The organism is Caballeronia sp. SL1002, assembly GCF_057814995.1.
Map to the genome: position 1 here is coordinate 899,514 of NZ_JBYMUW010000005.1, position 15,452 is coordinate 914,965.

Here is a 15,452-nt window from a genome sequence, read left to right on the forward strand (position 1 = left end):
TTTTACTTCAGCGCCGCCGCGATGCCCGCGCCGTCCGGACTGCCGAGCCCGGTGCAGGCGTCCCAGCCCGCCGATGCCGCGAAACTGCCGTTATCGCCTTCCGTGATATCGCGGCACGCCGATTTCGCGCGATACAGCTTCGGATTGACGAACCCGGCCGGTTTCCCGGCTTGCGCGTTGATCCGCGCGATCAGCGCCGCCCACAGCGGCGCGACCGCGCTCGTGCCGCCCACCACCGTCTCATTCCCGCCGATCAACACTTCGTAGCCCGTTTGCGGCGACGCATCGCCCGCCACGTCGGGCACGCCGCGCTTGATGAGCGCCGTCGCCGTACCGTTGTTGCGCGTCACCGTCAGGCCCTTTTGCCAGACGGGTAAGGCGAACGTCTTGCTCACGCCGCCGCCGCCCGCGCCGCCCTGATCGCCGTCGTTCCACACCGTTTCCGACGACACCCCGCCGCTCGCCGACGCCGCGAGGCTCGTGCCGCCGCACGCCAGCACGTAGGGGCTGCTCGCGGGGAAATCGACGTGATCCGCGCCGTCGCCGACGCCGTCGCCCGAACCGCTGTCGCCCGACGCCGCCGTGACCGTGACGCCAAGCGCGGCGGCGGTTTGCAGCACGTCGTTGAACGCCTGGAGCGATTGCGCGGACCAGGTGGATTCTGGCCCGCCCCAACTAATCGATACCACGGACGGATGGTTCGTGGAATCGTGAATTGCGCGATTCACGGCGTCGATGAAACCGGCGTCGCTGTTCGGCGCGAAATACACGGCGATGGTCGCCGCGGGCGCAATCGCGCCGGCAATCTCGATATCGAGCGTGACTTCGCTATCCGGCCCGTTCGGATTGCCGGTCGGCGCGTTCTTGGCGTCGTCGACGCCCACGGAAAGGACTTTCGGCGCGCTCACGCCGAGTTTCGAGAAATACGCGTTCAGGTCGCTCGTCCGATAACCCCCGCCCAGTTCGACGATGCCGATACATTGCCCCGCGCCGTCGCCGGGCGGAAAACCGTAGATTCGAGCGAGATCGAGCGGCGTGAACGAAGTGGGCGCGAGCCCTCGCGCCGGACGGAACGGCGGCCGGAAGCGGAAATGCGGACGCGCCTGCGGACGGCTGTCGAGACCGAGCACGGCGGTCACCATCTCCGTCATGTCGTCCGGCACATTGACCGGGCCGCTCCGCCCGCGATACTGGCCAATGCCGTGGTGCTCGAACTTTTCGAGCTTCACGTCGAACGCTTTCTGGAACTGCTCGATCGTGCCGGTCAGGACGATACTGCGCGACGCCGGATCGGCGCGGGCGACTTTCAGCCCGTAATGCGCCGCGAACGCCGTGACCTTTTCGACATCCTTCGGCGACGCGCCGAAGCGCTTTTCGAACTCGGCGCGCGGCACCGGCTCGGCTTCGCCCGCGTCCACCTGCGTCATCAGCGCGCGAAATCCCGCCTCGTCCTGACGACGCAGCATCACGACGACTTCGATTTGCTCCGCCGGATCGCATGCGCCAATACACGTCGCGCCCTCCGGATGCTTCTCGCTGCCTGCTATCGGTTGCTTCGCCATTTCACTCCCTGTGAGTTGCGTTGCTGCAAACGGATTCGGCCGGTTTTGATCGGACCATTATTAAGGCGGCGTGGTTCCGTGAGAATCGTGGCGGTCGCGCTCGTACTCGGGACGCGCGTCCGCGGGCAGCCAAGGCTCGCGATGGATGCACCACAGTTCGTAATCCGGCGCGTAGAGCCCGGTTTCGTCGAAGGCGCCGATGGGCAGATCGATCTCGTCGTGATCGACATATTCCATGTACGCCACCGATCCACACAGCGCGCAGAAATGCCGCCGCGCTTCCGCCGAGCTTTCCCACGCCTGCGTGTGGCCGCGAAATTCGACATCGGCGCGCCGGAAGATCGCGTAGACACCGAATGGCGATCCACTCACGCGCCGGCAGGTCATGCAGTGACACATGCCGACGCGCTGCGGCGCGGCCTTCACGGTGAATCTCAGCGCGCCGCACGCGCAACCGCCTTCGTGAATCGCCTGGATAGTCATTGCCCGCTCCTTACTCGCCTGCTTCAAGGTAGCAACTCGCGCGCCGCATGCCGGACACCCAAGTGATTAATGGCGAACTGACCGCTCTTTGCTACGATGGGAGCCCTACGAGACGGAGATGGCATTCATGAGCACCTTATCCCTGCTGAAACTGCTTCCCGGCGAAGGGACCGAATCCGGCCCGACGGCAGCCGATCTGGTCGCGCACGTCCTGACGCACGAACGCGTCGATCCCGCGTCGAACGAGCCAGCGCCGCGCGCGGAATACGGCGCGGTCAGCATCGACGACATCATGACGGACGACTACGCGTTTCCGCTCGGGCAAACCGGCCAGTCGATCGTGCTGCCGGGTTACCGGATCGCGGCGGGTTATCTCGCCGAACGCGCCGCCGACGAATGGCTCGAACAGGCGCGCCGGGAACGGGCGCTGGCGGGCGAAAAATCAAACGACGCGCCGCTCGCGCCCGATCCCGAAGAAGCCGACCAGCTTCTAGACCGCGCGCTCGACTGCGTCCACGCGATTCTCGATCCGGTCGCCGCCTCTCCGCTTCGCTCGCTTTTCGAGACGCACTACCGTGGCGGCCGCGAATTCCTGCGTCTGACGTGGGAAGGACTGCCCGAGGATCTCGTGCCTGCGTCGCGCCGCCCGCTCGCCGCGCTGAGCGGTCCGGAAGGTAACCGCGAGAAACGCGATTACGACCCTTACGGCCTCGAAGGCACGCGCGATTACGACGTGGACCGGCCGCTCGCGTATCGCGAGAAGTTCGGCCCGTTCGTCCTGACGATGACCTATCGCCACGAGTATCCGCAAGTGGACGACGAGCGGCTCGGCACCGCCTTCGCCGTGCTGCACGAAGCCGGGACGGATATCGTCGCGGCGGCGCTCGAACTGAAACTCGTGAAAGTCCCGCCTATTCAGAGCAGCGCCGATCTGGTCTACGTACTCGATACCTATTCCGGCGAGATGCTCTCGCTCGCGCTCGCCGCCACCGAAGCGCTCGGCCCCGAGCGGCTGTGCGAGGTGTTCAACACGCATCGCGTGGTCTATATCAGCATGTGGGAAGTGCGCAAACCGTGGCGCGGCGAAGGGCTGGGCGTCGCGCTGTTGCGTGAAGCGCTGCAACGCCTTCCCGCCGATGTCGATGGCCGCCCGAACGCGCTGTGCGTCGCGCCCGATCCGTATCAGACGGAAATGAAGCACTTCGAAACCTTGCCGCGCGCGTTGCGCGAGGAATTACGCGCGCCGGCCGCGCGGCTCGCGGCGCATCTCGGCGGCTGGCTCGACCGTTCGGATCTGCCGGTCGCGATGCATTTCTTCGTACCGATGGCGAAGCACGCCGGGATCGGGTCGGCGGGGGAAAATGCGCGGCTGATCGACCGGATCATGGAGAGTGAAGCCTGACGCAATGCTGCTCGTGATCGATATGCCGGTGCGGTTGACCGTATATCGATCAAAGCGTGTGTGCGTTCGGTAGAGACTGGCATGCGTTTCCTAGACGTGCGGACGCGGAGCAAACAACCCCGTCCGCCCCACTCCAGCCATGACTCCAGATCATGGCGATCATGCGCAGATTTCGATTGTTGCGGCTTTTTGGCCTGCCTAGAGTGCGTGAACGCATCCTTCGGTTCCTTCACGAATTTCTTCGCAACAAGGCCCTCATCATGTCGAAACCGTTTCTCCGTCTCGCGCGGCACGCCTTCGCGCTCTTCACGCTGACTGCCGCGTGCGCTTCCGTCGCGCATGCCGATGCACTCGATACCATCCAGAAGAACGGCGTCGTGAAGATCGGCGTGTTCATGGATTACCCGCCGTTCGGCTCGATCGGTCCGGACATGAAACCGCAAGGCTACGATATCGAGATGGCCGAGTATCTGGCGCGCGCGCTGAAAGTGAAGGCGGAGCTGGTCGCGATCACCGGCGAGAACCGCATGGCGTATCTGGCGACGCACAAGGCCGACCTGTTGTTGTCGGTCGGACAGACGCCCGAGCGCGAGAAGGTGCTCGATTTCTCGCGTCCTTACGCGCCGTATTACCTCGCCGTGTTCGGGCCGAAATCGGTCGCCGTGAAGAGTACGGCCGATCTCGCGGGCAAGACGATTTCAGTTGCGCGCGGCACGCTGGAGGATCTGAGCGTCACCAAGGTCGCGCCGCCGACGGCCAATATCAAGCGTTTCGACGATCCGAACGGCGCGATTTCCGCGTTCCTGTCCGGTCAGGTGCAACTGATGGTGGTCGGTAACGATGTGGGCGCGACGATCATCGCGCGCAATCCGCCGATCGCGCCGGAGCAGAAGTTCGAACTGTTCAGCTCGCCGGATCACGTGGGGCTGAACAAGAACGAGCCTCGTCTGCTGAAGGAAGTCGATGCGGCAATCGTTCAGGCGAAGAAGGACGGCACGCTGAATACGCTTTCGACGAAGTGGTTGAAGGCGCCGTATCCCGCTGATCTTTAATGGTTTGAAAATGGCGTGGCGCGATCTATCAGGAAAGCGCCGCGCCGTGCTCGCGGCACACGCCCTGCGCGTTGCAGACCGGTTGAAACCTCGCCGAAAACCGCCCGCCAACTTCCGTGAGGCGTCCAAAAAAGACCGTTAGTTGCGAAATCACGAAAGACTTCGCCCGCCCGACACGCGCCTTTCAACGACAAAACGCCGCAATCGCTGCATATCCGACGCTTTTACCGGTTAATGCAGCATTTACCTGCGACGCCACCGCGCCCGCCGTTCTGCCATGCGCCGCCATCGCATGGCACTGGACTTGCTGTCTGGATGGGTCGCTGTCCGCTGCCGATCAGCGTGACACGCCCAGCCAGCCCGCCCATCGCAATCACCTATCGCGATGGCGTTCTGCCAGCCACGCGAGCGCGAGGAGCGTCGAATTCCCATGTCTCAGTCCCCCGATCAGCACGTTCATCCCGAAGACGCGGCCGAGCGGCCGTCGCGTCGACGCTTCCTGCAATCCGCCGCAGCCGCCGCCGCAGTGAGCGCCGCGCCACACGCGCATGCTCAGCAACGCGCGCAGCAGGAACAGGCCGAAACGCCCGCCGCGCTGCCGCCGTTATCGCCGGTGCGCCTCACGATCAACGGTCATCCCTACGAACTCCACCTCGACGCGCGCACGACGCTGCTCGACGCGCTGCGCGAATACGCGGGCCTGATGGGGACGAAAAAGGGCTGCGATCGCGGCCAGTGCGGCGCGTGCACGGTGATCGCAAACGGACGGCGCATCAATTCGTGTCTGACGCTCGCCGTGATGCACGAAGGCGAAACGATCACGACGGTCGAAGGTCTCGCGACCGGCGACGCGCTGAGTCCGATCCAGCGCGCGTTCATCGATCACGACGCGTTCCAGTGCGGCTACTGCACGCCAGGGCAACTGTGTTCGGCGACCGCGCTGATCGACGAATTCCGTGCGGGCGAGGCCAGCGCGGCCACCGCGAACGTGCGTTTCCGCCCGCCGCAACTTTCCGACGACGAAATCCGCGAGCGCATGAGCGGCAACATCTGCCGCTGCGGCGCGTATCCGAACATCGTCGCGGCGGTGAAAGCCGTCGCGGTGAAGACTTAAGGAGCGCGCCATGCAAGCCATTTCCTATGAACGCGCGGCCGATATCGGCGGCGCAATCAAGTCGGCGCAGCAGCCGGGCACGGTGTTTATCGGCGGCGGGACGAACCTGCTCGACCTGATGAAAGGCGGCGTCGCGCGACCGTTGAAGCTGGTCGATATCACGCATATCGGCGGGCTGGATCAGGTGACGGGCCTGCCCGATGGCGGTCTGCGCATCGGCGCGCTGGTGAGGAATAGCGACGCCGCCAATCACGCGTGGGTGCGCGATCGTTATCCGCTGCTGTCGCAGGCATTTCTCGCGGGCGCGTCCGCGCAACTGCGCAACATGGCGACCGTCGGCGGCAATCTGATGCAGCGCACGCGCTGCTATTACTTCTACGACACCGGTTTTACCCAGTGCAATAAGCGCAATCCGGGCAGCGGATGCGCGGCGCTGGAAGGCAATAATCGCATCCACGCGATCCTCGGCGCGAGCGCGCAATGCATCGCGACCAATCCGTCGGACATGAGCGTCGCGCTCGCCGCGCTCGACGCCGTGGTGCGCGTTTCAGGCCCGCGCGGCGACCGTACGATTCCGTTCGCGGACTTCCACCGTCTGCCCGCCGACCGCCCCGATCTCGACACGACGCTGCAACCCGGCGAACTGATTACGTCCGTCGATCTCCCGCCGCCCCTTTTCGCCGATCACTCGCACTACCTGAAGGTGCGCGACCGCGCGAGCTATGCGTTCGCGCTGGTATCGGTGGCGGCGGCCTTGCAGATGGACGGCGGCACGGTGAAAGCAGCGCGGATCGCGCTCGGCGGCGTCGCGCATAAACCATGGCGCGCCAGCGCCACCGAGCAGATGCTCGCGGGCAAACCGCTTTCGCGCGACACGCTGCAAAGCGCCGCCGCGCTCGCCGTGCGCGACGCGCACGCGTATCGCGATAACGGTTTCAAGATCGCGCTCGCCCAGCGCGCGATCGTGCGGGCTGTCGAACAGGCTGGAGGTGTCGCATGAGCGTGCTTGGAAAACCTCTCGACCGCACGGACGGTCTGCTGAAAGTGACGGGACAGGCGCGTTATTCCGCCGAATATCCCGAGGCGAAACTCGCGCACGCGGTGCTGGTGACGAGCACGATTTCGAAGGGACGCATCGCGTCGATCGATACCGCGCGCGTGCAATCCATGCCCGGCGTGTTGCTGGTGATGACCTGGCAAACCGCGATGCGTCTGCCGAACGGCGGCATAACCGATGCCCAGCCGCCCGCCGTGCGCAAGCTCACGTTGCTGCAAACGAACGAGGTGCGCTACAGCAACGAGCCGGTCGCCGTGGTGGTCGCGGATACGCTGGAGCGCGCGACCGATGCCGCGCAGCGCCTTCAGATCCGCTACGAAGCCGCCGCGCCCAACACGGACTACACCCGCGCGAAAGGCACCGCGTACACGCCCGAAAAGATGATGGGCCGGCCGATCAACACGCAACGCGGCGATATCGCCGCGGGCCTGACGCAAGGTCCGACGCGCCTCGACGCGGTCTACACGACGCCATACGAGCATCACAATCCGATGGAACCGCACGCGACGCTCGCGCGCTGGGACGGCCCGAACCTGACGCTCTACGACGCGACGCAAGGCGTTTCCGGTGCGCGCAGCGCGGTGGCGAAGATGTTCGGCATCCCGGATACGAACGTGCGCGTGATCTGTCCGTTTGTCGGCGGCGGGTTTGGCTGCAAGGGTTCCGTGTGGTCGCACGTCATGCTCGCCGCGATGGCCGCGAAGCAGACCGGCCGGCCCGTCCGCCTCGCGCTGGAGCGTCCGCAGATGTTCGGGATGGTCGGCAACCGGCCGTTCACCGAACAGCGCCTGCAACTCGCCGCGCTTGATGACGGCACGCTCACCGGCCTGCGTCACGACGTCATCTCGACCACCTCAACGCTCGAAGACTGGACGGAAAGCTCCGCCATCGTCACGCGCATGCTCTACGCCACGCCGAACCACGCGACCACGCACCGGCTCGTCAAGCTCGATATCGGCACGCCGACGTTCATGCGCGCGCCGGGCGAGACGAGCGGTTCGTTCGCGCTGGAATCCGCGATGGACGAAATGGCGTACCAGTTGCGCATGGATCCGGTCGCGTTCCGCGTCAAGAATTTCGCCGCGATGGAGCCGCAGGAAAAGAAACCGTGGTCGAGCAATTCGCTGCTCGAATGCTATCGCGTCGGCGCGGAGAAATTCGGCTGGTCGCGGCGGAATCCGAAACCGCGTTCCATGCGCGACGGCAATACGCTGATCGGTCTCGGCATGGCGACGGCGACGTATCCGGCGAATCGCAGCGAGGCATCCGCGATTGCGCGGATCTTGCCCGACGGCACGGCGATGGCCGCGTCCGGCACGCAGGATCTCGGCACCGGCACGTTCACGGTGATGACCCAGGTCGCCGCCGATGCGCTCGGCTTCGCGGTGGAAAACGTCAGCTTCGCGCTCGGCGATTCGTCGTTGCCGAAAGCGCCGGTCTCGGGCGGATCGCAATCGGCGGCGAGCGTTTCGCCCGCCGTGCGCGCCGCCGCGACGCAGGCGCGCGAGCAGTTGATCTCGCTCGCCATCACCGACACCGGTTCGCCGCTCGCGGGTCTGCCGCGCGACGACGTGAGCGTCGAAAACGGCTGGGTCGTCAGTCGCTCGACGCCCGCGAAACGCGATCCGGCGGCGGCGGTGATCGCGCGCAACGGTGGCAAGCCGATCGAGGCGACCGCGACCGTCAAACCGGGCGATGAAAAGAAGTCCCATGCGTTCCACTCGTTCGGCGCGGTGTTCGCGGAAGTCCACGTGGACGCCGATCTCGGTACGATCCGCGTGCCGCGCATCGTGGCGGTGTACGGCGTCGGCAATCTGCTGAACGAGAAGACCGCGCACAGCCAGTTGATGGGCGGGATCGTGTGGGGAATCGGCTCGGCGCTGCTGGAAAAGAGCGAACTCGACCCGCGTTTTGGCCGCTACACGAACGCGAATCTGGCCGAATATCACGTGCCGGTGAACGCCGATATCGGCACGATCGATATCACGGTGGTCAATGAAAACGACGCGCTGATCAATTCGCTCGGCGTGAAAGGCATTGGCGAGATCGGCATTACAGGCGTGTCGGGCGCGATCGCCAATGCCGTTTATCATGCGACCGGCGTGCGCGTGCGCGATCTGCCCGTCACGCTCGATAAAGTGCTGCCGACCGCGAGCGTCTGACCGCCGACGCCCGAATGACGCGCGGCGGCGCACGCCGCGCGTCTTTTTTTTCGGCTTTTTTTTCGGCTTGCGAGCACATTTTGCGCACGCCACAATCCCTCCTTACTGCGACCACGGGCGGCCGGCCATGACCTATTCATCGAACGCGACCGGAATTTTGCTCGCCGCCGGATTCGGTACTCGCTTCGATCCTTCGGGATTGCATAACAAATTGCTCGCGACCTTGCCCGACGGCACGCCGGTGGTGTTTCAGGCGGCGCGGCGGTTGTTATCGGTGGCGTCGCGGGTCGTCGCGGTCGTGCGGCCCGGCTCCGAGAAACTCGCGGAAGTCCTGAACGAAGCGGGCTGCGAGGTGATTTTCGCCGCCGATGCCGAGCGCGGCATGGGCGCGTCGCTGGCGGCGGTGGTGCGCGCGACGCAAGAAGAGGCCGATGGCTGGCTGGTCGCGCTCGGCGACATGCCGTGGATCGAACCCGCCACCATTCAGGCGGTCGGGCGAGCGCTCGACAGCGGCGTGCCGCTCGTCGCGCCGTTTTATCGCAATAAACGTGGGCATCCCGTCGGTTTTGGCACGTCGCAGGCCGCGCGTCTCGCCATGCTCGACGGCGATGCGGGCGCGCGCGCGTTGTTCGCCACTGAAATCGTGCATCGCGTGGAAGTGGACGACGCGAATATCCTGCGCGACGTCGATCTACCTAGCGATTTGCAGCCGGGTTGATGCGGGTCGATGCGATTTGACGCGGGATCGACGCCGACCGGCCCGCTCAGGCCGCCAGCGCGCCCGGCGCGGACGCCGCCGCTTCGTCCTCCGCGTTCGCAAAATATCGCCGGCTCACGTCCACGAGCGTCGCGCCGAAGCCGCGAATCGCCCGGAAATCGGTGCGCGCGCTCGTCACCACGCGCGGCGCAGCGCTCCACGCAATCCGAGCGCCGGAGCCGGTGAGCGCCTCGACCAGCGCCACATCTTCGTCCGCTTCGAGCGGCGGAACGCCGCCCGCGCGGATATACGCCGCCGCCGACACCCCCAGATTCGCGCCATGAATATGCCGATGCCCGTCGGCATCGGTGTAATTGCGCCCGAAATGCTCCCGCACGGCGGACAAATGCGGCGACCAGTCATGCACGCCGACCACGCCACATACGGCATCGGCGCAGCAATCGAGCTGCTGCACGAGCCAGTCGTCGGCGACGATCGAATCCGCGTCGGTGAATGCCAGCCACCGCGCGCCCAATGCCAGCGCCCGTTCCGCGCCCGTCGCACGCGCAATGCCGACGTTGCGCGCATCGACGCTCAACACGTCCGCGCCGAGCCGCCGGGCGATCGCGCCGGTGCTGTCCGTGCAGCTATCGAGCACGACGATGACCCGCACGTCTTCGCCGAGCAACTGGTAATGGTCCGCCGCGCGCCGCGCGGATGCCACACACGCGCCGATCGACGCCTCCTCGTTATGGGCGGGAATGATGATGCCGAGCATGGGTTCTCCGTTCTGTTCGGTCGTTCGGTCGATAAACGGCTGGACGCCGCCTCTCGCACCATCGAGCAAACGTCGTTCCCACGCTTGGCGGCGAGCCGCCACGGGCTTTGTGCGCGCGACTGCAAGGCAACTGAAACAGGACGTAACCGCGCGTCAACGTTCCTGTCGGCCATGCGTTATTGAGATAACCGCCGCAGCCCGGCGCCACTTCATGCACCTTTCACGCACGACGGAACCCGCCCAACTTATGGCCGCACTGCCGCTCTCCGCCCTCCAGCAACGCCAGCAGCACACCGCGCTCACGCCGAAAACGCGCGGACAGCTTCACGCGGAACGCATCCGCATCCACGCGCGCATGCGCCTGCTGCTGCGCGCGACGTTCGCGCTCGCGATCCTCGGGCTCGCCGGACTCGTCTATCTGCCGTTCTCCGCAGTGCCGGATGCGTATTGTTTCGGCGCTCAGGAAGTGCTCGCCGTGGCCGTGTTCGCGACGTGTTTGTTTCTGCTGCACGCGCGCACGGACTTGCATCTGCGGCTTTATAACTACGAGCCGGTCGAACAGACGACGCAAGGCGAATTGCGCGCGCTGCTGCATCGCGTGCCGGAGGGCGCGTCGTATCAGAACGCCCTCGCCGCCGACAACCGCACCTTCACCACCGGCGAAGTCGATCAGATCCGGCGCCGCGCCGAGGCGTTCGCGCCGAAAACGGTCGACGCCGATCCGAACGCCAGCACCGAAACCTGACGCGCGCGGCGCGTTCCAGTAGTTCTGCAACGCGTCGGGCACTCATGCAAAAAGCCGCCGCCTCGTATTCGCGAGGCGGCGGCTTTTTTCGTCGGAGATTAGTGATCGCGCGCGGGTCGACAAGGAAAACCCTGCGCGTCATGCAAGACTGCGGTCTATTCTCTTGACGATTGCGTTCCCGATGCCTTCAATACCCGCTGTGCCATTGCTGGCGGTTCACGAGCAGCCGGACGCGAGCCGGCTTCGAGAAGTCAGACCGAACGGTCGCGCGAACGGGACGTGAATCCTGGCGAAGCGGATCGGGCACGCGCGATGCTCAACGAATCCGGTCGGCCGCACGATTGGCCGTCGGCACGTCTGACGCAACGCTCCGCGTCTGCCGATCCAATCCCGTTCCTCCGCTCAAGGAGTTCCAATGCGCGTCTCTTCGCTTTTCACGACCGCCGAGGTCCTGCCGCTCCTCCCCGAAGCGCCAGAGCCCGAGGCTGAATCCGCCTCCGATTTCGGTTCCGATCCGCGCTGGAAGGCGTCCGACTATCCGCAATTGCTTGAATTTCACGGGATCGAGCCGCAACGGCTCGTGCTGATCCATCCGGGCAGTCACGCGGATGCACCCGCGTGGCCGGTCGAACATTACGCGGAAGTCGCGGACCAACTGGCCGCCGACGGCTGGCAGATCGCGATTATCGGCGATACGCTCGACCCCGAGCGCAGCGGCGCCGTGCTCGGCGAAATGCAGTCCGCCGCGCTGTTTCTGGCCGGCACGACGACGCCCGACGCGCTGGTGCGGTTGATCGGCGATGCGCGGCTTCTGCTTTCCGACGACGCCGCGCCGTCGTCGCCGGTCGCGGCGGCGAGCGCGCTCGGCACCCCGCGCATTGCAATCGACGAGCGGCGCGCCGACGCCGATTCGCTCCGCGCGGAAACCGTCGCCGCCGATGCCCGCGCCGCGCTCGCCCATCACGCCGCCGCGCGTCCGGGCGATCCCTTCACACTCCACACGCCGCATCTTTGCGACGCGGCGTAACTTTCGTGCGAGAAACCTCCATGAACTTTCAAATGCAGACGAACCCGGTGCCGGATCCGATCGCCGATCCGAACCGCGACCCGGAAGCCGATCCGCTGTCGCCGCCTTCGCCCGGCCATCGCCCGGACGAGCCGCAACACGACGACGCCCCGCCCGACAAGGACCCGATCTGAGCCATCAGACGCGCTCGATAACGGGCGCGTCGGCTTCGACTTCCGCTTCAGTTTCGTCCGCGGACCCGGCCCGGCGGTCGTCCGCGAACACCCGCACGCCGCGCTGATAGTTGAACGCGAACAGCACCACCGACGCCGTGGTCGCCACGACCGCGCAGAACACGAACACCGCGCGATATCCCCACGTCGCCGCGACGAATCCCGAGACGACGCCCGCCATCACGGAGCCCGTGCGCATCGTGTTGAAAAAAAGTGTGGTCGCTCGCGCGAGCGCGCCGGGCATGAGTTCCTGAAAGTACGACATGCCGAGGCACGACGTCACGGCGACCACCACCGCGTTCAAAATTTGCAGCGGCACGAGCACCCACAGATTCGGCGCGAACGCGATGCCGAGGAAATATACGATATGCGACAGCGACGCCCACGCGATCATGTTCGACTTCGTGATGCGCTTCGCCGCGCCGCCGAGCATCAGCATCATCGGGATTTCGGCGAACGCGCCGAGTCCGACCATCTGCGCGACGTGCGCGGTCGTGCCGTGCAGCTGATCGACGATCAGCACCGGCAGCATGATGATCGCAATGGCCGAACCCATGCCGATCAGCGTAAAGCTGGCCATCGCCGCGTAGACGTGCGCGTTGCGGCCCTGCGGCGGCAATTCGTTCACGCCGGGTTCGGTGTCGACGTAGGTGGCCGGCTCGCGCAGGAAAAGCACGATGACGCCCGCGAGCGCGAACGCCGCCGCCGCCGATAAAAACAGCCCGTTGAAGCCGATCGAGCCGAGCACGATCGCGCCGATCGCCGGGCCGAACACCCACGCGCACGAGAGCGTGGTGCGCAGCGTCGCCATCGGCAATTCGGTGTGCTCGACGCCTTCCGCGTGCAGCCGCGCCTTGCCGAAGGTGAAAAGCTGCGGAAAAACCGCCGCGCCGATACTCAGGAAGACGCAGCCGAAAATGGTCAGCAGGACGTAGTTGCGTGTCACGCACAAGAGCGCGTATCCCAGCGCCGATCCGGCGATCGACAACAGCACGATGCGTTTTTTATCGGCGCGGCGGTCCGCCACCCGGCCGAGATACGCGGACACGATCACGCTGCTGATCGCCGTCGACGACATGAAGATGCCGAGCCTGAGCGGCGTCATGTGCGCCTCGGTCGCGCCGAACAGCGACGTGTACGGCACCGCGAATGACGACGCAACGCCCGAGAGGAACATCGCGAGCGTGATGCCGGGATAGCCGGGAAGGCGGATCAGCGCGAGGAAAGTTTTGAAGACGGCGTTCATTGAGCGAAGTCGGCGGCGGGGAAAAACTGCGATTTTTGCAGCGAACACTTAAACACGCGTCGCGCGTTTTATCAATCGTATTAGCGATTGACGAAACAAGTGGGAAAGTTTCGCGCACGACAAGTTCCACGCTAGGCGGCGTCCAGACTCGTTGTGCATACGTTGCGCCGCAGCATCGCATCGGATTCCAGAGCGTTTTCGAGCGCCGATTGAATACGATGCGGGTATTCCCGCCCCTACATTCCGGCGTCGCACCGCCGTAATGCCATTGAGGTGTGGCGTTTTGCGCCGCAACAGTCAGACGGAATACACGTAATAGACGAACAGGCGCCCAGGCGAATTACATGAACAAAATGACGTTGAATCAAAAACTCGGCTCGATGATTGCCGTGTTGTGGATCGGGTTGATCGCGATCGGGGTGATCGGGGCCTGGCAAAACCGCGCGTCGATGATCGACGACCGCCGCGAGCAGCTAACTTCGCTGGTCGGCGAAGCAACCAGCATCGTCACGCATTATCAGGCGCTCGCGGCCAGCAAGACGCTGACCGACGACGACGCCAAGAAGCAGGCGCTCGCCGTGCTCGCGTCGCTGCGCTACGGCCGCGACGGCTACTTTTCGATCAACGATTCGCGCCCGTACATGGTCATGCATCCGATGAAGCCCGCGCTGAACGGCAAGGATCTGTCCAGTTTCGCCGATCCCGAGGGCACGCATCTGTTCGTCGAGATCGTGCGCGCGGGCAATCTGCCGAACGGCGGCTTCATCAATTATCTGTGGCCGAAGCCGGGCAGCGAAAAGCCGGTCGCCAAACTGAGCTATTCGCAGCGTTTCGCGCCGTGGGACTGGTACATCGTGACCGGCATGTACATGGACGACGTGCAAAGCGCGTTCTACGCGAGCGCGCTGCGCTGGTTCGGCATCACGGCCGTGCTCGGCGCGCTCGCCACCATCGCCATGATGCTGGTGTTGCGCAGCATCCGGCGCAACCTCGGCGGCGATCTGGAGACGGCGGTCGTCGCGGCGCATCGCATCGCACGCGGTGATCTGACGACCTCGGTCGCCGTCCAGCACGGCGATACGTCGAGCCTGCTGTTTGCGCTCGGCGCGATGCAGGACGGCTTGGTCGAGACGGTTTCACGCGTGCGGAACGGCACGGAAAACATTAACGTGGGGGCGTCGGAAATCGCGGCGGGCAACACGGATCTGTCGCAACGCACCGAGCAGCAAGCCGCCGCGCTCGTCGAAACGGCGTCGAGCATGGACGAGATGACCGCGAACGTGAAGCACAACGCGGAAAGCGCGACGCAAGCAGCGAAGCTCGCGGGCCAGGCGGCGGACGTCGCGACGCGCGGCAGCGGCGTAGTAAACGACGTCATTCACACGATGACGAAAATCACCGCAAGTTCGCGCCAGATCGGCGACATTATTGGTGTGATCGACGGCATTGCGTTCCAGACGAACATTCTGGCGCTGAACGCCGCGGTGGAAGCTGCGCGCGCTGGCGAGCAAGGTCGCGGCTTTGCGGTGGTGGCAGCCGAAGTACGCAGTCTCGCCCAGCGTTCCGCGACGGCGGCGAAGGAAATCAAGGCGCTGATCGAAACGTCGACGCATACGGTGGAAGAAGGCGCGTCGCTCGTGACGAACGCGGGCGCGACCATGGGCGAGATCGTGCAATCGGTGCGCCGCGTGAACGAGATCCTCGATGAAATCAGCCACGCGTCGCGCGAGCAGAGCGCGGGGATCGAGCAGGTGAATCGCGCGGTCGTCGAGATGGATCAGGTGACGCAGCAGAACGCGGCGCTGGTCGAGGAAGCAGCGGCGGCGGCTCATTCGCTGAAGGATCAGGTTGGTTCGCTGCGCGAGGCGATCGAGAGTTTCTCGCTGCCTGCCTGATTGCCAGGGTTTTTAGTAAC

Annotated in this window: 14 protein-coding genes; 10 read left to right on the forward strand and 4 right to left on the reverse strand. The window is 65.2% G+C overall.

Annotated features, from left to right (window positions below):
- Positions 1 to 2 precede the first annotated feature (2 nt).
- Together AC3D25_RS28395 and AC3D25_RS28400 are read right to left on the reverse strand one after the other, a co-directional pair.
- A complete protein-coding gene (locus AC3D25_RS28395) occupies positions 3 to 1,562 on the reverse strand; it encodes a S53 family peptidase (protein ID WP_488891810.1) in 1,560 nt (519 codons plus the stop codon).
- A gap of 60 nt (positions 1,563 to 1,622) precedes the next feature.
- Positions 1,623 to 2,045 carry a GFA family protein gene (locus AC3D25_RS28400; RefSeq protein ID WP_488891811.1) on the reverse strand — a complete coding sequence of 141 codons (423 nt, stop codon included), beginning with the start codon at positions 2,043 to 2,045 and terminating at the stop codon, positions 1,623 to 1,625.
- 127 nt (positions 2,046 to 2,172) lie between these two features.
- On the opposite strand from AC3D25_RS28400, the gene AC3D25_RS28405 reads away from it, so the two are divergent.
- The 6 genes from AC3D25_RS28405 to AC3D25_RS28430 all read left to right on the forward strand — a co-directional run bounded on the left by AC3D25_RS28405 (position 2,173) and on the right by AC3D25_RS28430 (position 9,550).
- Positions 2,173 to 3,447: an inositol monophosphatase gene (locus tag AC3D25_RS28405; protein WP_488891812.1), complete on the forward strand. Its 1,275-nt coding sequence runs from the start codon at positions 2,173 to 2,175 to the stop codon at positions 3,445 to 3,447.
- Between the two features lie 260 nt (positions 3,448 to 3,707).
- Positions 3,708 to 4,499 (forward strand): transporter substrate-binding domain-containing protein, encoded by a 792-nt coding sequence (locus AC3D25_RS28410; protein ID WP_488891813.1) that lies wholly within the window; start codon positions 3,708 to 3,710, stop codon positions 4,497 to 4,499.
- 430 nt (positions 4,500 to 4,929) lie between these two features.
- On the forward strand, positions 4,930 to 5,613 hold the full coding sequence (locus AC3D25_RS28415) for a 2Fe-2S iron-sulfur cluster-binding protein (RefSeq protein ID WP_488891814.1): 684 nt from the start codon (positions 4,930 to 4,932) through the stop codon (positions 5,611 to 5,613).
- Positions 5,614 to 5,623: 10 nt separating this feature from the next.
- The gene (locus AC3D25_RS28420) at positions 5,624 to 6,613 is read left to right on the forward strand and encodes an FAD binding domain-containing protein (protein ID WP_488891815.1); all 990 of its coding nucleotides are present in this window, start codon (positions 5,624 to 5,626) and stop codon (positions 6,611 to 6,613) included.
- A complete protein-coding gene (locus tag AC3D25_RS28425) occupies positions 6,610 to 8,832 on the forward strand; it encodes a xanthine dehydrogenase family protein molybdopterin-binding subunit (protein WP_488891816.1) in 2,223 nt (740 codons plus the stop codon). The genes AC3D25_RS28420 and AC3D25_RS28425 overlap by 4 nt, the downstream gene beginning before the upstream one ends.
- Positions 8,833 to 8,959: 127 nt before the next feature.
- A complete protein-coding gene (locus AC3D25_RS28430) occupies positions 8,960 to 9,550 on the forward strand; it encodes a nucleotidyltransferase family protein (RefSeq protein ID WP_488891817.1) in 591 nt (196 codons plus the stop codon).
- A gap of 46 nt (positions 9,551 to 9,596) precedes the next feature.
- On the opposite strand, the gene AC3D25_RS28435 is transcribed toward AC3D25_RS28430, so the two are convergent.
- The gene (locus AC3D25_RS28435; RefSeq protein WP_488891818.1) at positions 9,597 to 10,307 is read right to left on the reverse strand and encodes a glycosyltransferase family 2 protein; all 711 of its coding nucleotides are present in this window, start codon (positions 10,305 to 10,307) and stop codon (positions 9,597 to 9,599) included.
- Between the two features lie 247 nt (positions 10,308 to 10,554).
- Here AC3D25_RS28435 and AC3D25_RS28440 point away from each other — a divergent pair, with 247 nt between their 5' ends.
- The 3 genes from AC3D25_RS28440 to AC3D25_RS28450 all read left to right on the forward strand — a co-directional run bounded on the left by AC3D25_RS28440 (position 10,555) and on the right by AC3D25_RS28450 (position 12,252).
- A complete protein-coding gene (locus tag AC3D25_RS28440) occupies positions 10,555 to 11,052 on the forward strand; it encodes a hypothetical protein (protein ID WP_488891819.1) in 498 nt (165 codons plus the stop codon).
- 415 nt (positions 11,053 to 11,467) lie between these two features.
- The gene (locus tag AC3D25_RS28445; protein WP_488891820.1) at positions 11,468 to 12,079 is read left to right on the forward strand and encodes a glycosyltransferase family 9 protein; all 612 of its coding nucleotides are present in this window, start codon (positions 11,468 to 11,470) and stop codon (positions 12,077 to 12,079) included.
- A 20-nt stretch (positions 12,080 to 12,099) separates the two neighbouring features.
- Positions 12,100 to 12,252, forward strand: a complete 153-nt coding sequence (locus AC3D25_RS28450) for a hypothetical protein (RefSeq protein WP_488891821.1) — start codon at positions 12,100 to 12,102, stop codon at positions 12,250 to 12,252.
- A gap of 4 nt (positions 12,253 to 12,256) precedes the next feature.
- Here AC3D25_RS28450 and AC3D25_RS28455 read toward each other — a convergent pair whose 3' ends face one another.
- Positions 12,257 to 13,537, reverse strand: a complete 1,281-nt coding sequence (locus tag AC3D25_RS28455; protein WP_488891822.1) for a sugar efflux transporter — start codon at positions 13,535 to 13,537, stop codon at positions 12,257 to 12,259.
- A gap of 353 nt (positions 13,538 to 13,890) precedes the next feature.
- Here AC3D25_RS28455 and AC3D25_RS28460 point away from each other — a divergent pair, with 353 nt between their 5' ends.
- A complete protein-coding gene (locus AC3D25_RS28460) occupies positions 13,891 to 15,432 on the forward strand; it encodes a methyl-accepting chemotaxis protein (protein ID WP_488892178.1) in 1,542 nt (513 codons plus the stop codon).
- Positions 15,433 to 15,452 lie beyond the last annotated feature (20 nt).